This window comes from Methylomonas sp. Kb3, assembly GCF_002834115.1.
Taxonomy (GTDB): Bacteria; Pseudomonadota; Gammaproteobacteria; order Methylococcales; family Methylomonadaceae; genus Methylomonas; species Methylomonas defluvii.
In genome coordinates, this window is record NZ_PIZT01000067.1 from 318,516 (window position 1) to 334,707 (window position 16,192).

Annotated in this window: 14 protein-coding genes; 7 read left to right on the plus strand and 7 right to left on the minus strand. The window is 53.4% G+C overall.

Translation table 11 applies throughout. The features are described from left to right. Window positions 1–126: 126 nt before the first annotated feature. Window positions 127–1,008, minus strand: a complete 882-nt coding sequence (locus tag CWO84_RS18620) for a LysR substrate-binding domain-containing protein (RefSeq protein ID WP_101054479.1) — start codon at window positions 1,006–1,008, stop codon at window positions 127–129. A gap of 348 nt (window positions 1,009–1,356) precedes the next feature. Between CWO84_RS18620 and CWO84_RS18625 the strand changes: the two genes are divergently transcribed. Next, window positions 1,357–2,133, plus strand: coding sequence for an ATP-binding protein (locus tag CWO84_RS18625; RefSeq protein WP_101054482.1), 777 nt, complete (start codon window positions 1,357–1,359; stop codon window positions 2,131–2,133). A 118-nt stretch (window positions 2,134–2,251) separates the two neighbouring features. On the opposite strand, the gene CWO84_RS18630 is transcribed toward CWO84_RS18625, so the two are convergent. Together CWO84_RS18630 and CWO84_RS18635 are read right to left on the minus strand one after the other, a co-directional pair. Next, window positions 2,252–2,791, minus strand: coding sequence for a response regulator (locus tag CWO84_RS18630; RefSeq protein ID WP_101054485.1), 540 nt, complete (start codon window positions 2,789–2,791; stop codon window positions 2,252–2,254). A gap of 94 nt (window positions 2,792–2,885) precedes the next feature. After that, complete coding sequence (locus tag CWO84_RS18635; RefSeq protein WP_101054488.1) at window positions 2,886–4,175, minus strand: ATP-binding protein; 1,290 nt, start codon at window positions 4,173–4,175, stop codon at window positions 2,886–2,888. Between the two features lie 394 nt (window positions 4,176–4,569). On the opposite strand from CWO84_RS18635, the gene CWO84_RS18640 reads away from it, so the two are divergent. Genes CWO84_RS18640 through CWO84_RS18665 form a run of 6 tightly spaced genes read left to right on the plus strand, consistent with a single transcriptional unit; the run spans window position 4,570 to window position 12,286 of the window. After that, entirely contained in the window at window positions 4,570–6,207 is a 1,638-nt protein-coding gene (locus CWO84_RS18640) for an ASKHA domain-containing protein (RefSeq protein WP_101054491.1), read from the plus strand. Further along, window positions 6,207–6,872: a cobalamin-dependent protein gene (locus CWO84_RS18645; protein WP_033157716.1), complete on the plus strand. Its 666-nt coding sequence runs from the start codon at window positions 6,207–6,209 to the stop codon at window positions 6,870–6,872. The genes CWO84_RS18640 and CWO84_RS18645 overlap by 1 nt, the downstream gene beginning before the upstream one ends. Beyond that, window positions 6,869–7,897, plus strand: a complete 1,029-nt coding sequence (locus tag CWO84_RS18650; protein WP_033157715.1) for a uroporphyrinogen decarboxylase family protein — start codon at window positions 6,869–6,871, stop codon at window positions 7,895–7,897. The genes CWO84_RS18645 and CWO84_RS18650 overlap by 4 nt, the downstream gene beginning before the upstream one ends. Continuing rightward, a complete protein-coding gene (locus CWO84_RS18655) occupies window positions 7,894–8,514 on the plus strand; it encodes a DUF1638 domain-containing protein (protein ID WP_033157714.1) in 621 nt (206 codons plus the stop codon). The genes CWO84_RS18650 and CWO84_RS18655 overlap by 4 nt, the downstream gene beginning before the upstream one ends. Continuing rightward, window positions 8,511–10,163 carry an ATP-binding protein gene (locus CWO84_RS18660; protein ID WP_165786377.1) on the plus strand — a complete coding sequence of 551 codons (1,653 nt, stop codon included), beginning with the start codon at window positions 8,511–8,513 and terminating at the stop codon, window positions 10,161–10,163. Before CWO84_RS18655 ends, CWO84_RS18660 begins: the two co-directional genes overlap by 4 nt. After that, window positions 10,160–12,286, plus strand: a complete 2,127-nt coding sequence (locus tag CWO84_RS18665; protein WP_101054497.1) for an EAL domain-containing protein — start codon at window positions 10,160–10,162, stop codon at window positions 12,284–12,286. Before CWO84_RS18660 ends, CWO84_RS18665 begins: the two co-directional genes overlap by 4 nt. Here the strand turns inward: CWO84_RS18665 and CWO84_RS18670 are convergent, their stop codons facing one another. The 4 genes from CWO84_RS18670 to CWO84_RS18685 are packed head-to-tail and all read right to left on the minus strand — an operon-like array spanning window position 12,287 to window position 16,181. Beyond that, entirely contained in the window at window positions 12,287–12,799 is a 513-nt protein-coding gene (locus CWO84_RS18670) for a hypothetical protein (RefSeq protein WP_033157712.1), read from the minus strand. Between the two features lie 30 nt (window positions 12,800–12,829). Continuing rightward, on the minus strand, window positions 12,830–13,249 hold the full coding sequence (locus CWO84_RS18675; RefSeq protein ID WP_033157857.1) for a phosphate-starvation-inducible PsiE family protein: 420 nt from the start codon (window positions 13,247–13,249) through the stop codon (window positions 12,830–12,832). 9 nt (window positions 13,250–13,258) lie between these two features. Beyond that, window positions 13,259–14,290, minus strand: a complete 1,032-nt coding sequence (locus CWO84_RS18680; RefSeq protein WP_033157711.1) for a sulfite exporter TauE/SafE family protein — start codon at window positions 14,288–14,290, stop codon at window positions 13,259–13,261. A 31-nt stretch (window positions 14,291–14,321) separates the two neighbouring features. Beyond that, window positions 14,322–16,181 carry a multicopper oxidase domain-containing protein gene (locus tag CWO84_RS18685; protein ID WP_033157710.1) on the minus strand — a complete coding sequence of 620 codons (1,860 nt, stop codon included), beginning with the start codon at window positions 16,179–16,181 and terminating at the stop codon, window positions 14,322–14,324. Between the last annotated feature and the right edge of the window lie 11 nt (window positions 16,182–16,192).

Below are 16,192 nucleotides of genomic sequence, written 5' to 3' on the forward strand. Positions count from 1 at the left end.
CGAACACCCGCAGCCGACAGGCTGCCATACAGAGCAAAAGAACATCAAAGGTTTTCGTGGAAAATGTCATTTGGCCGTCAGTTCACGAACTGCCAATAAAATAGTTGCCACGCCGGCGGTGTATACCTAAATGTCCTTAGCAGCATCCTGCACCAAGCCGCTCAAGCGCCGAATCAGCTCCCCTCTGGCACTGGTTTTGCGCCAAACCATGCCTATGGTCCGGCTAGGTGCCGGCTCAGCGAATGGCAGATAACGTAGCCCCGGTTCGTCGCGCACCGCGATACGTGGCATGAAGGTGATGCCGGTACCGGCGCGAACCATTTGCCGCAAGGTTTCCAGGCTGGTGGCGCGAAGATCCTGTTCTTCGTCGGCGCCGATTGTTTGGCAGATTTGCAAGGCATGCCCACGCAGGCAATGGCCTTCGTCAAGCAACAGCAAATGTTCGCCGTTTAGATCGTCTGGCTCGACTTGCAACTTGGCTGCCAACGGATGACCGTCCGCGACAGCCAGCAAAAACTCGTCGTCGAACAAGGCCTGGCTTTCCAGGAAATCCTCGTAAATCGGCAGGGCCAGCAAAGCGCAATCCATCTGCCCGCTGCGAAGTTGCTGTAACAATTGCTCGGTTTTTTCCTCGACTAAAATCAGGCGGATGCGTGGCAAATGCTTTTTGATTAATGGTACCAATGGCGGAAACAAATAGGTCGCCAAGGTTGGAAACGCACCGAAACGCATATTACCGGCCAACGGGTCCTGGGCCGTCGCAGCCAGTTCCTTGATATTGTCCTGTTCTTTCAAGATGCGCCTTGCCGACGCCACGATCTGCTCGCCTAGCTCGGTAGGCAACACCTTTTTATTGGTGCGCTCGAAAATCTGGATACCCAATTCATCTTCCAACTTTTTAATCTGGGTACTCAAAGTCGGCTGGCTGATACAACAACGGTCGGCAGCCTGCACAAAGCTGCGCAAGTCGGCAACAGCGATTAAATAATGTAAATCCCGCAGATTCATAGCCACCCCGTAAATAGCCAATAGCTATCGTTTAAATGATAACAATCGATTATAAGTCGATCATCGCGCAGAAACGCGCCTCGGCCGCCAAAGCCGCGACTTAAAATAAAGTCTAAGCAGTCCTTGGTTACCCGCACAAGCGGCATATACTGCCTAAAGCGGATAGTCACATTTCCACAACAGCTGTAACTTTCCCACAAAATCTGTGGATAAGTCTGTTGGCAACCCGTTAAAAGCCGCGCTAAGTTGTTGCTGTGCTTAGAGTGGTGTTAAATTGTCTAAAATTTATACACTTTCCATTTCTTTAGACAACCCGGCACTTTGACCGGCCTCAGCCAAGGATCACAGATGATAGATTGGAACCACACCTATGCGGCAATTTGGCGCCAGCGCCAGGCGTTTCTGCGTCCTGTTCGGCAAATCGATCCGATCCGGCTGGATCAACTGCTGGGCATAGAGCCGCAAAAACAGCAAATGATAGACAACACCCTGCGTTTCCTGGCGGGATTGCCGGCGAATAACGCCTTGTTGTGGGGCGCGCGCGGCACCGGTAAGTCTTCGCTGGTGAAAGCTTTGTTGAACGAGTATTTGCACGAAGGCTTAAGAGTGATTGAAGTGGATAAACAAGATTTGCTGTATCTGCCGGAAATCGTCGACGACATTCGCGAACATAATCAGCGTTTTATTATTTATTGCGACGATTTATCGTTTGAGAACGGCGACGCTCTCTACAAGCCGCTGAAAAGTGTATTGGAAGGCTCTATTGAAATGCCGCCGGAGAATGTGCTGTTTTACGCCACGTCCAATCGCCGCCATTTGCTGCCGGAACATATGCGCGACAATCTGGATACGCTGCTGATTGACAACGAGGTGCATTATTCAGACACCATCGAGGAAAAAATCTCACTGTCCGACCGCTTCGGTTTGCGACTGGCGTTTTACCCGCAGCATACTCAGACATACCTGGATATTGTCGACAGCTATTTCGTCGATTATCGCGGCAACCGCGAGGCTTTGCACAAATCGGCGCTGGATTTTGCCCATCAGAATGCCGCCAAAAACGGCAGAACCGCGAAGCAATTTTTCAATGCCTTTAGTAATGACGAGCGTACCGAACAGCTGTAACTCCGTTCTAAACAAAGCGGCTCTCGGACTGGCGGGAGCCCGCTTAATACTTTGGCCCCCGATTTCGCAGGATTAACGGTATCGCGGAAATAATTACCAATAGAGCCGGCAATACTGTCTATTTAAAATCTTCGTCGTCGAGAATAATCGAGCCGTCCTGCGCCCAATTCACTTGGGTGATACCCGGCTCCTCGGCTTCCAGCGCTTTAATAATCGCTTCTTTTTCATTCAGGAGTATTTGCTGCGCCCGCACCTGATCGGCCAAGGCCCGGTTTTCCAACAACATCCGTTTGTGCGCCAGACCGTTCTCGACCACATTGACAATTTCCAGATTGCTCCAGGGCTTGTTGATAAAGCGAAACACTTCCGCCTCATTGATGGCGTGCTGGGCGCCTTCCAGATCGGCAAAACCGGTCAACACGATACGTATCGCGTCCGGCTGCATGCGCTTGAACAAAATCAAAAAGTCGATACCGTTAATCCCCGGCATCCGGTAATCGGAAATCACCAAATCAAAGCTATGTTCCTCAGCTAACAGCAGCGCTTCCTCGCCGCTGGTTGCGGTAACGGGTTCGTACTGTTTCAGCAACCGCGTCAGCGCTTTCAGCACGTTCGGCTCGTCGTCGACGATGAGTATTTTAATATCTGCCTGGTTCATGATTTTGCACTAACAGTGGTCTATTGATGACATAGTCTGGCAGGTAAAGCCCCTTCTGCAAGTTTAGTATTCAAAAACCGCCAGACGCACCGGACTATTCGGCAGACGCCGATTCCGGCGGCCGAATCGGCAGCCAGACTCGAAACCGGCTACCCTGCCCAAGCTGGCTGCTTACTTCGATTTTACCGCCATGCTTACGGACGATATTCTGCGAAACCGACAACCCTAGCCCGGTGCCCTTGCCGACCGGCTTGGTGGTGAAGAACGGCTCAAACAAACGCGGCAGGTTCTCCGGGGCAATACCTTTGCCGTTATCGCGGATTTCCACCCAGACATTCGGCTCCGTGCAACCGGTACTAATATGAATATCGCCTTTGGTATCAATCGCGTGCGCGGCGTTAATCAGTAAATTCATAAACACCTGATTCAATTGCGAAGGCAGGCAATAAATCTCCGGTATCTCGCCGTATTGCTTGTGTACGGTGCAATGGTACTTCAGCTCGTTGTTGATAATATTCAGCGTGGAATCCAACCCTTTATGCAAATCGGCCAATTCCCAATCGTTTTTATCGGCATGCGCAAAATCCTTCAAATCCTGAATAATGTCACGCACCCGCGATAAACCTTCCATGGACTCAGCAATCAATTCCGGAATATCGCCGCGCAAATAGTCAAGCTGCTTGGTTTGTTTCAGCGTGCGCAAATTTTGCAGCGCCTCCTCAGAAAAGTTTTTTTCGGCTAAAGCGGCGTTGTAAGCATCCATCACGCAAAAAACGTCGCACAAATAGCCGTTCAGCGTATTCAAATTAGAATTGACGAAACCAATGGGATTATTGATTTCGTGGGCAATGCCGGCCGCCAGTTGCCCTATCGCCGCCAATTTTTCCGATTGCAATAGTTGCAAATGTACAGACTGATTCTCCTGATGCCGGCGTTGCACTTCGGCTTCCAGATAGGTATTTTGGTTTTTTAGCCAATCACGGGCATGCTTCAGTTCCAGCTGGGTTTTGATTCTGGCCAATAGAATCGACAAATGACACGGCTTGTAAAGATAATCCACCGCACCCAGTGACAAACCTCGCTCTTCCTCCAAATCAGAGGTCAAGGCGGTCACGAATATCACGGGAATATCGCCGGTTTTGGGATCGGCTTTTAACTGGCCGATGACTTCATACCCATCCATATCGGGCATCATCACATCCAACAAAATCAAATCCGGCTTTGGCGCACCACCCGCCAATTGCAACGCACGCTGCCCGTTGGTCGCTACCAAAATCTGGTAATACGGGGCGAGAAACTGCCCGAAAACCGACAGGTTGATAGACTCGTCATCGACTAACAAAATGGTGGCTTGGCGCTCTGTCGATTGTTTATCGGATTCCATCTAAATTCCGTTGGCTTGGGTGAACCATGATCTGGATTGACTGCAAGCGTCTCAGGCAAGCCGATTCCGGTCACGAACCCGCTTTTTGGCGCATCGGCAAAGTTTACCCGATTGTTGATGACATTCCAGCATGAACAGTGTGCCGATAGCCTAAAGTGCCTTTTGGCACTGCTTATAACCGCATATCACGGAGTTTATGCCGTAAAAGCCGATCTGATAAAGACAAATCGCTTACGCCACAAGATTGGATCAGCGAAACCACCAATACACACTAAAATAAAAGGGGAAAACCACTGGCTGTTTTGCCCATGCCGAATAGATCAAACCCCATCATGCCAGGCCTCAACGAAAGCGAAAGCGCAATTGCTACTACTCCTACAGGTTTCCATCGCCTATGACCATCATCCCTCCCGATACCGGACTGCCGGCACACCCAGCTGGCGATATGCTGGCAACGGTCGGCAGTAACGATCAGACGTTACGCATACTGCTCAAATCCGATCTGTCGGTACGCCAAGTCCTCGACACCACCGATTTGCGCGTACGCGCTGCCTGCGGCGGTTTGGGCACCTGTGGCGCGTGTCTGATTCAAACCGTCGACGGCGAATTTAACCCACCGACGCTGGCGGAACGGCAAAAGCTGCTTCCTGAAGATTTGGCTGGCGGCATACGTTTAGCCTGCCAGTTGCGGGCACGCAGCGACTGCACGCTTTATCTGGACAATCCGGCGCCGCATTCCGCCTGGAAAAGTCTGGACCCCACCCCGCTTTATCAAGCCCACGCTAATCCTACCGTTTCCGAGTATGTCTACGGGGTGGCGGTAGACCTGGGGACAACACACATCCGCCTATCGTTGTGGAATCGGCAATCCGGCCGACGCATCGGCACCCGTTACAGCATCAATCCACAAGTCGCGCATGGCGCGGACATTCTGACCCGGCTGGATGCCGAGCGCCTGGACGATCAAGATTGCCGACGCATAGGCCGGGAAGCGCGCGCGGCCATCATCGACGGCATACGCGACATTCTCAGCCGCGATATGGGCGAAATAACGCCGATACTGGCGGAACTGGGCAAAGTATTAATAGTGGGCAATACCGCGATGTTGACGCTGATTTGCGGCAATAGCGGCGACAGCCTCTACCAGCCCGAGAACTGGCAAAGCCCTATCGCCTGTCTGCCCGCCGATGTCGATGCCTGGCGGCAGACATGGCGCACGCCGCATGCCGACATCGACATCGCCCAACCGCTGGCTGGTTTTATTGGTTCGGATTTACTGGCCGACCTGCTCGCTACCGGCATTACTGAACAATCGCAACCGATGCTGTTGGCCGACTTCGGCACTAATACCGAAATCGCCGTGTGGGACGGCAGCAACCTGTGGGTCAGTTCCGTGCCGGGCGGCCCCGCTTTCGAAGGCGTAGGTATGCGCAACGGTTTAACCGCAGAAGCCGGCGCGATTTGCAAAGTGTCGGCAAGCGGCTTACGGACGATAGGAGATGTCCAGGCGCGCGGCTACTGCGCCAGCGGCTTCATTGATGCCATTGCCTTGCTACTGGACCAAAAGCATCTGAAACCGTCCGGACGCTTCGCCGAACCGCTGTCCGAACAAGGCTTTTTATTGCAAACCAACATGCCCAAAAGTGCCATTTTTGCGAGCGACATCGATATTTTCCAGCGTGCCAAGGCATCGACAGCCGCTGCCATGTCACAATTGATGTCGTACGCAGGCTTGGCAATAAGCGATTTGAATCGTCTGTGGATTTGCGGAAGTTTTGGTCAACATTTGGACCTAAACAGCGGGTTTCGGGTTGGCTTACTGCCTCCTATACCCCCCGAACGGGTCAGCCTGCTGACCAATGCCAGTCTGGCCGGCTGCGAACAACTGCTGTTGAATCCGGCCGGGCCAAGTCTGTTAAACAATATTGTGCAACGGGCGCGCGTGGTCAATCTTGGCGGGGTTTTCGAATATGAAAACCGCTTTATCGACAATTTACGCTTGCAGCCCATGTCCATCGAGGAATTCGAATAATGCTCGACGCTTATATTCAATCCTATAACCAGGCGGTATTCGAAACCGATAAGCCGGCCGCCCTGGAGGTCGTCAATCACGCCTTAAACGACGGATTCAGCCCCGAGGATATCGTCTTCAAATTAGTCATCCCGGCCATCGAGTTGATGATGACCTTAATCGAAAAAGATCCGGACGCCAATCTGGCCCAGCATTTCATGACCGCGCAAATTGCGGCCGACGTCACCGAAAAAATGCTGGAGAAGTTCAGTAAACCCCCGGAAATGATAGGACGGGTCGTCATCGGCGCAGCTTACGGTGACCTGCATTCCCTGGGCAAACGGATCGTCAGCGGCTGCTTGAAATCACTGATGGTGGATGTGGTCGATCTGGGCACCAACGTCACAGCCGAAAAATTCGTCGATACCGCGGTATCCGAGAGCGCCCAAGTCATCGCGGTATCCGCCATGATGGTCCACACCGCCACCAGCGCAAAAGGCAGTCTGGGCGTGCGCAGTTTGTTACAGGAGCGTGGCCTGGAACAGCAAATCAAACTGGCGGTAGGCGGCGCTCCCTACCGTTTCGATCCTGAGTTGTACACCAAGGTCGGCGCGGATGCCTGGGCGCCGGATGGCGTCACCGCGGCCAAAGTCATTGTCGATCTGATTCGCGAGGTCAAGCCATGACACCTTTGGAAATCCTCACCGCAGCGATGACCGGCAGCCCCGCGCCGCGCGTTCCGGTTTTTTGCAATCTGCCCGATCACGGCGCACGGGAATTGGGCATGCCTGCCAAGCAATACTTCAGCAAGGGCGAATATGTGGCCGACGGCCAATTACGCCTGTTGCGGCGCTACGGCTACGACAACATCTGGAGCCTGCATTATGTCGGCAAAGAAGCGGAATTGCTGGGTTGCCGGGAAATCCTGTTTGCCGACGACGGTGCGCCGAATGTCGCTGACTTCGTCATCAAAAATCTGGACGACATTGCCAAACTCGAAATTCCCACCGACATTACACTTCACCCAGCCTGGCAATCGGTTTCCGACTGTCTAAAGATTTTGCAAAGTGAAGTCGGCACTACACATCCGACTTGCGCCTACGTCACGGCCTCGACCACGTTACCGGCCATCTTGATGGGTATGGATAAATGGATGGAGTTATTCCTGCTGGGTCCTTTTGATGTCCGCGACGAACTGCTGCGCAAATGCTCGGATTTCTGCCAGCAGGAATTCGCCGCCTTACGGGCCTTGGGCGCCAATGTATTGATTTACTCCACGCCATTTGGCTCGCCCTACTTCGTCAGCCGCAAGCAAATTGAGCAAACAGTACTGCCCTGGATGCGCCGCGACTTGCTGCCGGGCGGTAGTGAAGGCCTAGTTTATTACTGCGGCATGGCGGCTTTTAACGATGTGATCGATTTGGTTTTCGATGAACTTCACATCAAAATTCACCACATCAGCCCACTCGCCGACTTAGCCGAAGCCAAACGCCTGATCGGTAATCGCGGCCTGACCTGCGGGGTCATCGACGATATAAAAATGATTCACTGGAGCGTCGAGCAAACCCGCGCCGAAGTGCAGCGTATTGTCGAAATCGGCAAAACCGGCGGCCATTTTTTGTTCGGTAACGGCGTCATGCCAATGGCCGTGCCCGAGGCCAACATTCGGACCATGGTCGATGCAGCATTCGAATACGGGAGACTGCCATGAAAACCTTCGCGATACATCCGGAAAATCAAACTCCGCTGACCATGGTGGGCTGCGGCATTTTGCGTAAGGAAGTGGACGGACTAATCGCGAAAAATCACTGGAACGTGCATACCCATTATCTGGATTCAGCCTTGCACAATTACCTGAATCGTTTGTCGACCGAGCTGAATCAGGCGCTGGAAGAACGCGAGAAACTCGGTGAAAAAACCGTGGTGTTTTACGGCGGCTGCCACCCGTTGATGGAAAAATATCTGGAGGGCCACCACACTTGCCGCACCCACGGCCAAAACTGTATCGTCATGCTGCTCGGCTACGAGTTATTCATGCAGGAACTGGAAAAAGGCGCGTATTTTTTACTGGAAGACTGGGCCTTGACCTGGGAACCCATGATCACCGCCTGCTTCGGCGCAAACATGACGGTGATCAGGGAGATATTTCACAGTAGTCATAAATATATTCTGGCGCTGCGTACCCCGTGTAACGGCGATTTCAGCGCCGCCGCCGAAACCGCTGCGCGCTTCGTGGATTTGCCGCTGGCATGGATGGATGTCAGCCTGAAGCATTTGGAAACCGTTTTGGCGGATGCCATTCAACGCCGGCTTGCTGCGGAACAATGACCCAAGCGCCCTCCCATCAAGAGCTGCAGGACCAAATCAAGCAATTGGAAACCCGCGTCCGCAAACTTTCGGAAGAAAAAGCCAATCTGTATCTGATCCTGCACATGCTGGAGTTGTTAAACCCCATCGCCGGCGTCGAAGGATTGTTAGAGAGCTTAATGACTGCTTTGTGCGGCAGTTTGGGCGGCAGTAATGTCGAAATTTATTATCTGGACGCGGGGGCAATCCATTACGCCAATTTAGCCGGCGAACGCCAAATTATTGATCATATCGACGATCCCTTAATCAACGAAGTTTTTCAGCAGCGCCGCTTTGTCGAACAAGCCACGGATTCTGAGCACACGCTACTGCGCGGCATGACGCCGGCTATTGCCTGCACCTGGGTCATGCCCTTGCAGGTGGGCAAAGAATTAATCGGTGCCATCAAAATGACCGATATGTTGGGCTCCGCGCAAATGCGCGATTATCTATCGCCGTTTTTCTCGCACATGGCGCTGATATTGAGCAATGAAATCAAAACCCGCATCGCGGAAAGCGCGAACCAGGCCAAAAGTAATTTCCTGGCCACCATGTCGCACGAAATCCGCACCCCGTTGAACGGTATCTTGGGAATGGCGCAACTGCTGAGTCTACCTGACTGCGACCCAAGCAAGCATCAAGAATGCGCCCGCACTATCCTCGCATCCGGACAGACTCTATTAACCCTGTTAAACGATGTGTTGGATTTGTCCAAAATCGAAGCCAATCGGCTGGAGCTGGTTTACTCTGCCGCGCAGCCTCGGCAAATCATCACCGAAGTCCAGTCGCTGTTCGGGGAAAGCGCACATCAGAAAAACCTGCAAATCGAAACCGTCTGGCTCGGCCCAAGCGAGCAATGCTATCTACTGGATCAAATCAGAGTCAGGCAAATGCTGTCAAATCTGGTCAGCAATGCCATCAAATTTACTAATCAAGGCGCGATCAAAATCCAGGTAATAGAGTTGCATCGGCAAGGTTCGCAAGCACAACTGGAATTTTCCGTGTCCGATCAAGGCATCGGCATTGCCGCCGACCAACAGAGCCTACTTTTCAAACCCTTTACCCAAATCGACGCCAGTTCGACGCGGCGTTACGCCGGCACCGGTCTGGGCTTATCCATCGTCCAACGCTTTGCCGGGCTGATGCAGGGCGAAGCCGGCGTGGAGAGTAGTCCGGGCAGGGGCGCCCGGTTCTGGTTCAGAATTCGCTGCGACCTGGTTGACTGTCAACTGCATAACCACACTTCCGCACAACAGCGCTTACCCGTCCCTTGCGCGGAGCTGTATTCCGCAGCAGTCAATGCCGAACATTATCAAGATGCGCCAGCCCATCCGGAACAACCCTTCTTTGCGGCAGCCGACCCGGCAATCAGCGCGGAAGACATCGCCTTGCTGCACCACAACCAAGAATTACGGCCGCTAATGGACGAACTCGATAACTTATTAGCCAAAAACATGTTCCATGCCATTAATCACGTTAAAGCATTGCAAAATTTACTGCGCGCTAGTGCGCTAGAACCAGGGTTTTCCGAAATAGCTCAGTCGGTTAACGAAATGAAATTCGACCAGGCACGCCAGCAGTTGCGGCAGCTTTATTCAGCCTTGGGTTGGAATGGAGTAGAAACCGAATGAACAGCAAACAATTGAAAATTCTCGCCATCGACGACACCCCCGCCAACCTGGCCTTGTTGGGTTTGGCATTGCAGGACGATTATCAAATTCAAATCGCCACTTCCGGCGCTAAAGGCTTGGAACTGGCGCTGGATGAGCCGCCTGATCTGATTCTGCTCGACATCATGATGCCGGATATGGACGGCTACGAAACCTGTCGGCGGATCAAGGCCAGTCCGCTGTTAAAAGACATTCCGATTGTGTTCGTGACCGCTTTAAACGAAATTCAAGCCGAGGCCTTGGGCTTTTCTTTGGGCGCCGCGGACTATTTGACCAAACCCATCAGCATCGAAATCGCCCGCTTGCGGATTCGCAATCTGTTGCAACGCGAACAATTTCGTCAAGAGCTGCAACGCCGCGAGGCTGGGCAACGCCTGGCGGCCAGTGTATTTGCCCACACTCACGACAGCGTCGTCATTACCGACAGCGAGAACCGCATTATTGATGTCAACGCGGCTTTTAGTCGAATTACCGGCTACGCGCGCGAGGAAGTGCTGGGTAAAAATCCCAGTATTCTCAAATCCGGCCGGCAATCCGCGGAATTTTACAAAGCCATATGGCAAGCACTGAACGCACACGATCATTGGAGTGGCGAACTGTGGAACCGCAATAAAAAAGGCGAGGTTTTTGCTGCGCTGACCTCGATTTCGGTAGTGCGGGACGACGACGGCAAAATTCATCATTACATCGGTTTGTCGGCCGACATTACCCCGCTGAAGAACCATGAATACGATCTGGAACGCATCGCCCATTTTGATCCGCTGACCGGCATCCCCAACCGCGTATTACTGGCAGACCGCCTAGCCCAAGCGCTGGCCCACACACACCGCGCCGGCAACCATATGGCGGTATGCTATCTGGATCTGGATGGTTTTAAACCGGTCAACGATCAGTACGGCCACGAAGTGGGCGATCAATTGCTGATTGAAACATCCCTACGCATCCGCGACTGCCTGCGCGCCGGCGATACTGTGGCTCGCATCGGCGGCGATGAGTTTGTGCTGCTATTGCTGGATTTTAACGACAGCCGCGAATGCGAGGCGGTATTGGAGCGCATGCTTTGCAAAGTCGCGGAACCCATGTCGATTGCAGATAACCTGGTCTGTGTCTCCGCCAGCGTGGGCCTTACCCTGTACCCCGACGATCTGGCGAGCGCGGACACCTTGTTGCGGCATGCCGACCAGGCCATGTATGTCGCCAAACAACGCGGCAAAAATCGCTACCACCTGTTCGATCAGGAACTGGATCGGATAGCGCTGATACGCGGCGAAACCTTAACGCAAATCGAAACCGCGCTGCTGAATAACCAGTTCGTGCTGTATTTTCAACCCAAGGTCAATATGCGCCTGGGTAAAGTGCTGGGTGCGGAGGCTTTGATTCGCTGGCGGCATCCCGAGCGCGGCTTATTGTCGCCTGCGGCGTTTTTACCCGACATAGAAGGCACCGAACTGGTCATCGCCCTGGGCAATTGGGTATTGGCCCGCGCCCTGGACCACCTGCAAACGTGGCAAGACATGGGCTTGAACATTGCCATCAGCATCAATATCGCCCCGCGCCACTTACTGCACCAGGATTTCGTCGACACCTTGAAAACCGGCTTTGCCGCGCATCCGCAACTGCGCCCCCACTGCCTGGAACTGGAGATATTGGAAACAGCCGCACTGGAAGACATTGGCCGCGTCACCGCCGTAATGAAGGAATGCCAAAAACTGGGCGTCGGCTTTGCGTTGGACGATTTCGGCACCGGCTATTCGTCACTGACCTACCTTAAAGCCTTGCCGGCCGACACCTTAAAAATCGACCAATCCTTTATTCGCGACATTCTCGGCGACCCGGAAGATCTGGCCATCGTCGCCGGCATTATCAATCTCACCGCCGCCTTTCATCGGCAAGTAATAGCCGAAGGCGTCGAAACCGATGAACATGGCTTGCTATTGCTGAAACTGGGCTGCGATAACGCCCAGGGCTACGGCATTGCGCGGCCGATGCCTGCTGCAGATTTGCCCGCCTGGATCAGCCACTGGCATCCTAATCGAGAGTGGTTGGAAAAATCACGTCCCCAAGCCGGAGCCGCCGAAAAGTAACTATGGCTGATGACCACCATGATGCATAGCATGTCCACCGGGCACAGCATGGCGAGCGTGGTCGCTGAGTTGGGCATCGAAATAGCTGTGCACTGCCTCAATCAGCTGCTTATCTTCACTCCGATACTCTATCTCGGCACCGTTCGGCAATTCCCGATAGGCAAAACTGACTTTCCCGGCTGCCGACGCCAAGGCGTTTAGCCCCGGCATGTCATCCCCATGAATGCGCCGCGGCCCTGAAAAATCGCCAGCCGCAAAATGTGTAGCCAGTTGCGACAGATGACTGCGCACTAAGCCAATTTGTTGGCTGTCAGCGGCATCCTTAGCGATCACTTGTTGAATACCGCCGGTATCAGTCTTATTGAAAATATGCAGGGTTTTTTCCAGTGCAAACGGCATGACATGGCTGCCGCGCTCTTGCACTTCGTCCAAGCGCGATGGATCGACAGGTGGGATGGCCTGGACAGTAGGAACCGTTAACACCAACGCCGTAATCAGTAATGATTTGTTCATCTTAATCTTCCTTTATCTGTAACTGCCGGTTCAGGTATCGTCACTTGGCTTGCGAATAATCACGGTCGACAAGGCCAACAACAAAATGCCGCCGGACACCAGCAAAATGCCCATATCGGCCTGATGATGGGCTTGAATATCCGCGATCAACAATCTAGCCAGCGCGGTGATGGCAATGTAAATCAGACAACGCACTGGCATTAAGTTAGTTTTGAAATAGATGCCGACCATCGCACCCAATTCCAAATAAATAAACAACAGCAAAATGTCACCAATGGTGGCGTGGCCTTGCAGCATCATGCCGCCGTATGCCACCACCGCCGACCAGACAATACTGGCACCAATGACAAACAAGGCCAAATAATGAAACACTTCTATCAGCAAATTGCCTATTTCGTCCGCCAGCAATTTGGCCTGCTCGTTCAATTGTCTGAAACGCTGAATATCCAACACTTTACCTCACTGAACAGGCTGAGTATGAGCCGGCATTGCTACGGGCATCTGGCCTGCCTGGATGATTTTGAAACCGCGCTGCGCCATCATCACGCCCATCGCGATCACCAATATTGCGGAAACCTTTACCAGCTGGCGCATGAAAACCTGCGACAACAAGCTGGCGAAGAACCCAAACCCCAATAACGGCGCTAAAGTACCGAGACCAAACCAGAACAGCATCGACGCGCCCTGTAGCGGGTCGCCGCTGCCGGCGGCCATCACATACATAGCCTGTAACGGCCCACAGCCCAGCAAAAAACCGGTCAACAAGCCGGTACGCAACGCACTGCGCGGTTTGCGCATTTCATCGGCAAGCTGGCGATTGACAGCCTTGGGCATACGCAAGGTAAAGCGGCGCAAGATGGCAAAGACGTTGAGCATCTTCAGACCGTACAGCAACAGAAACAAGCTTGCCACCAAAGCCAGTCCGCCGCGCATTGGCGGGGTAATCGCAATAGTGGCGCCCAACAAGCCAAAGCCGGCGCCGAGTGCGCTGTAAGACAAGGTCTTGCCGATGGCGTAACTAAAATGCGCCAGCAGCTGGCGGGACTTGGTTTGACGGGGATCGGTGTAACCCACCACAAAACCACCGCACATACCGATACAATGAAAACCGGTGAGAAAACCGATACCCAACAATACCGCTTGGTCCATGTGCGGTGATATTTGTTGCATCACGCCGGGCATCAGACTCTTACCCCAGAACGTCACGCCGCCGACCGCCAGCAATAACAACAGAAAAATCAACAGGCCTTTCAGCTTCCCTGCGGCAGGCCGCGGCGTCAGTGCCACACCGTAACCCTTGGCACGAATGGCTTGGTCTATCGCCGCTTCGTCGGCAAGCTGGTCGTCGAATTGCACATCCACCGTCGCGCGCGCATAGCTGACATCCAGCGTTATCACACCCGGCAAATCGGCCAGCGCTAGGCGAATGGTGTCTTCACAACCAGGGCAATGCATGCCTTCGACTGTTAAATGCCTGTTGATTATCGTCATATCCCGCTCCCCGACAATTGGCGCTTTCCGGTTAGACCACCAGGAAATCGCGCATCATGCCCATATCTTCATGTTCCAGGTTATGGCAGTGGTACATGAATAAACCTTTAAAATCCTGGAAGGGCTTGATGATTTTGACCCGCTCGCCCGGCATCACCAACACCGTGTCTTTCCAGCCGCCTTCGATAAAACCCTCTTTAACCGTGGCGTAATCTGCGCTTTCGTTATTGGCGATGGTTCGGCTGAGGATTTGAAAATATTGGCCGTGCAAATGAATCGGATGGGCCATGGACATCATCATACCCATTCCGCCTCCCATACCGCTCATACCGCCCATGCCGCCCATCTGATGCCCACCGGCTTCTGCGTTATCGCCGCCGTGGCGCATGCCCATCATACCCATGCGCCGGTGCTCACCTTCGCCCTGGTTGTTATCACCATGCCGCATACCACCCATCATGCCCATACCGCCCATTTTGTGGGAACCGGCATCGGCCTTCTCGGCACTGCTGTGCTCGCCACCGGCTTTATCGCCGTGTCCGCCACCGCCATGCGCATGAAAAATTTCCAGCAATTGCACGGTATTTACGGGAATGCGCTCGCTCGGCAAAATATCGTTATAAGCATAAGGCCGGCCATTTAAAACCATGCGCATCGGCCCTTCCGAAATAGCGATGGGCACCGGTTTACCGGGATTGGCTGTGTCGTTTACGCTGTAATGGTTAATTTTCGCCAGGCTGTTAGGTAATTTCGGACTATCACTTTGCTGCCGGGTGACTTTCACCGTAAAAATCGGATAGTCGCTACCCACCGGTATGGCGCTAGCATGCATACCCATGCCGCCACCCATACGGCCATGATCGCCTTGACCACCGCCCATCATCCGTTCGGCCATGCCCGGCAATACGCCGGAAAAAGAACGGCTGCGCAACACCAACTGAGAGCCAACTTTACGCCCGCTGAAATCCGCCCAAATATCCAAACGCTCGCCGGGGGCCAGCATCACGTAAGGTTTATTGACCGGTGCTTCCAACAAACCGCCATCGGTGCCGATGACGGTGATAGGCGATTTGTCGTCCCAAGCCAGTTTGTAGATGCGCGCCGTTGAGCCGTTGAGGACGCGGAAACGATACGCTCGACTGGCGACGTCGAGCTGAAAATTGGCCAGACCGTTCACTAAAATCCGGTCGCCGTAAAAACCCATCATTCTGTCGTGCATGGCATGCACATATTGCAATTGATTATTCGCGTCGAACTTGCGGTCCTGAATCACGATCGGCACTTCGTATTCGCCGCCGGGCAGTTCCAGGCGCCGTTCTTCCTCGTCGTTAACCAAAATCGCACCCGCCAAACCGTGATAAACCTGCTTGGCTGTGGTGTTGTGCGGATGCGGATGGTAAATATTCATGCTGGCACGATTAAGCATTTCAAATTCGTACACAAACACTTGGCCGCTGTCTATCGTGTACAGCGGATGCCCGTCCACTTCCGCAGGTACATGCAAACCATGCCAGTGGGTAATACTCGGTTCGTTAAGCTGATTATGCAGATTGATTCTGATCTTTTGGCCCTTTTCGAAGCGCAGTATCGGCCCCAAATAAGAGCCGGGAATTTCCGCTAAAGTCTGCGCCGGTCCCTTCACCAACTTGGCAAAATATTGCTGCACGCGCGTGGGCTGGCCGGGCAAAATAGCCACCGCGTTTGGTTTGCAGATCAAGTCCAATTCAACGTCCGGGTGAAAATTGGCCGAGGCTTTGCGCGGCGGCATCGTCGGCATCTCGGCCATGTTTTCCATCGCTCTCAGCCATGCGGGCGCCGCAGCCCACGCCATTAATCCCGCTCCACTTTGTGCAAAAAAGCGCCGACGTGACGTATTGATTGAATAAGACATATACCCTCCTC

What these genes read in the sequence shown, in the direction of transcription:
- CWO84_RS18670 (WP_033157712.1), bottom strand. Translation starts at nt 12,799, where the DNA reads ATGAACAAATCATTACTGATTACGGCGTTGGTGTTAACGGTTCCTACT.
- CWO84_RS18635 (WP_101054488.1), bottom strand. Translation starts at nt 4,175, where the DNA reads ATGGAATCCGATAAACAATCGACAGAGCGCCAAGCCACCATTTTGTTA.
- CWO84_RS18660 (WP_165786377.1), top strand. Translation starts at nt 8,511, where the DNA reads ATGACCCAAGCGCCCTCCCATCAAGAGCTGCAGGACCAAATCAAGCAA.
- CWO84_RS18680 (WP_033157711.1), bottom strand. Translation starts at nt 14,290, where the DNA reads ATGACGATAATCAACAGGCATTTAACAGTCGAAGGCATGCATTGCCCT.
- CWO84_RS18665 (WP_101054497.1), top strand. Translation starts at nt 10,160, where the DNA reads ATGAACAGCAAACAATTGAAAATTCTCGCCATCGACGACACCCCCGCC.
- CWO84_RS18685 (WP_033157710.1), bottom strand. Translation starts at nt 16,181, where the DNA reads ATGTCTTATTCAATCAATACGTCACGTCGGCGCTTTTTTGCACAAAGT.
- CWO84_RS18630 (WP_101054485.1), bottom strand. Translation starts at nt 2,791, where the DNA reads ATGAACCAGGCAGATATTAAAATACTCATCGTCGACGACGAGCCGAAC.
- CWO84_RS18640 (WP_101054491.1), top strand. Translation starts at nt 4,570, where the DNA reads ATGACCATCATCCCTCCCGATACCGGACTGCCGGCACACCCAGCTGGC.
- CWO84_RS18650 (WP_033157715.1), top strand. Translation starts at nt 6,869, where the DNA reads ATGACACCTTTGGAAATCCTCACCGCAGCGATGACCGGCAGCCCCGCG.
- CWO84_RS18625 (WP_101054482.1), top strand. Translation starts at nt 1,357, where the DNA reads ATGATAGATTGGAACCACACCTATGCGGCAATTTGGCGCCAGCGCCAG.
- CWO84_RS18620 (WP_101054479.1), bottom strand. Translation starts at nt 1,008, where the DNA reads ATGAATCTGCGGGATTTACATTATTTAATCGCTGTTGCCGACTTGCGC.
- CWO84_RS18645 (WP_033157716.1), top strand. Translation starts at nt 6,207, where the DNA reads ATGCTCGACGCTTATATTCAATCCTATAACCAGGCGGTATTCGAAACC.
- CWO84_RS18655 (WP_033157714.1), top strand. Translation starts at nt 7,894, where the DNA reads ATGAAAACCTTCGCGATACATCCGGAAAATCAAACTCCGCTGACCATG.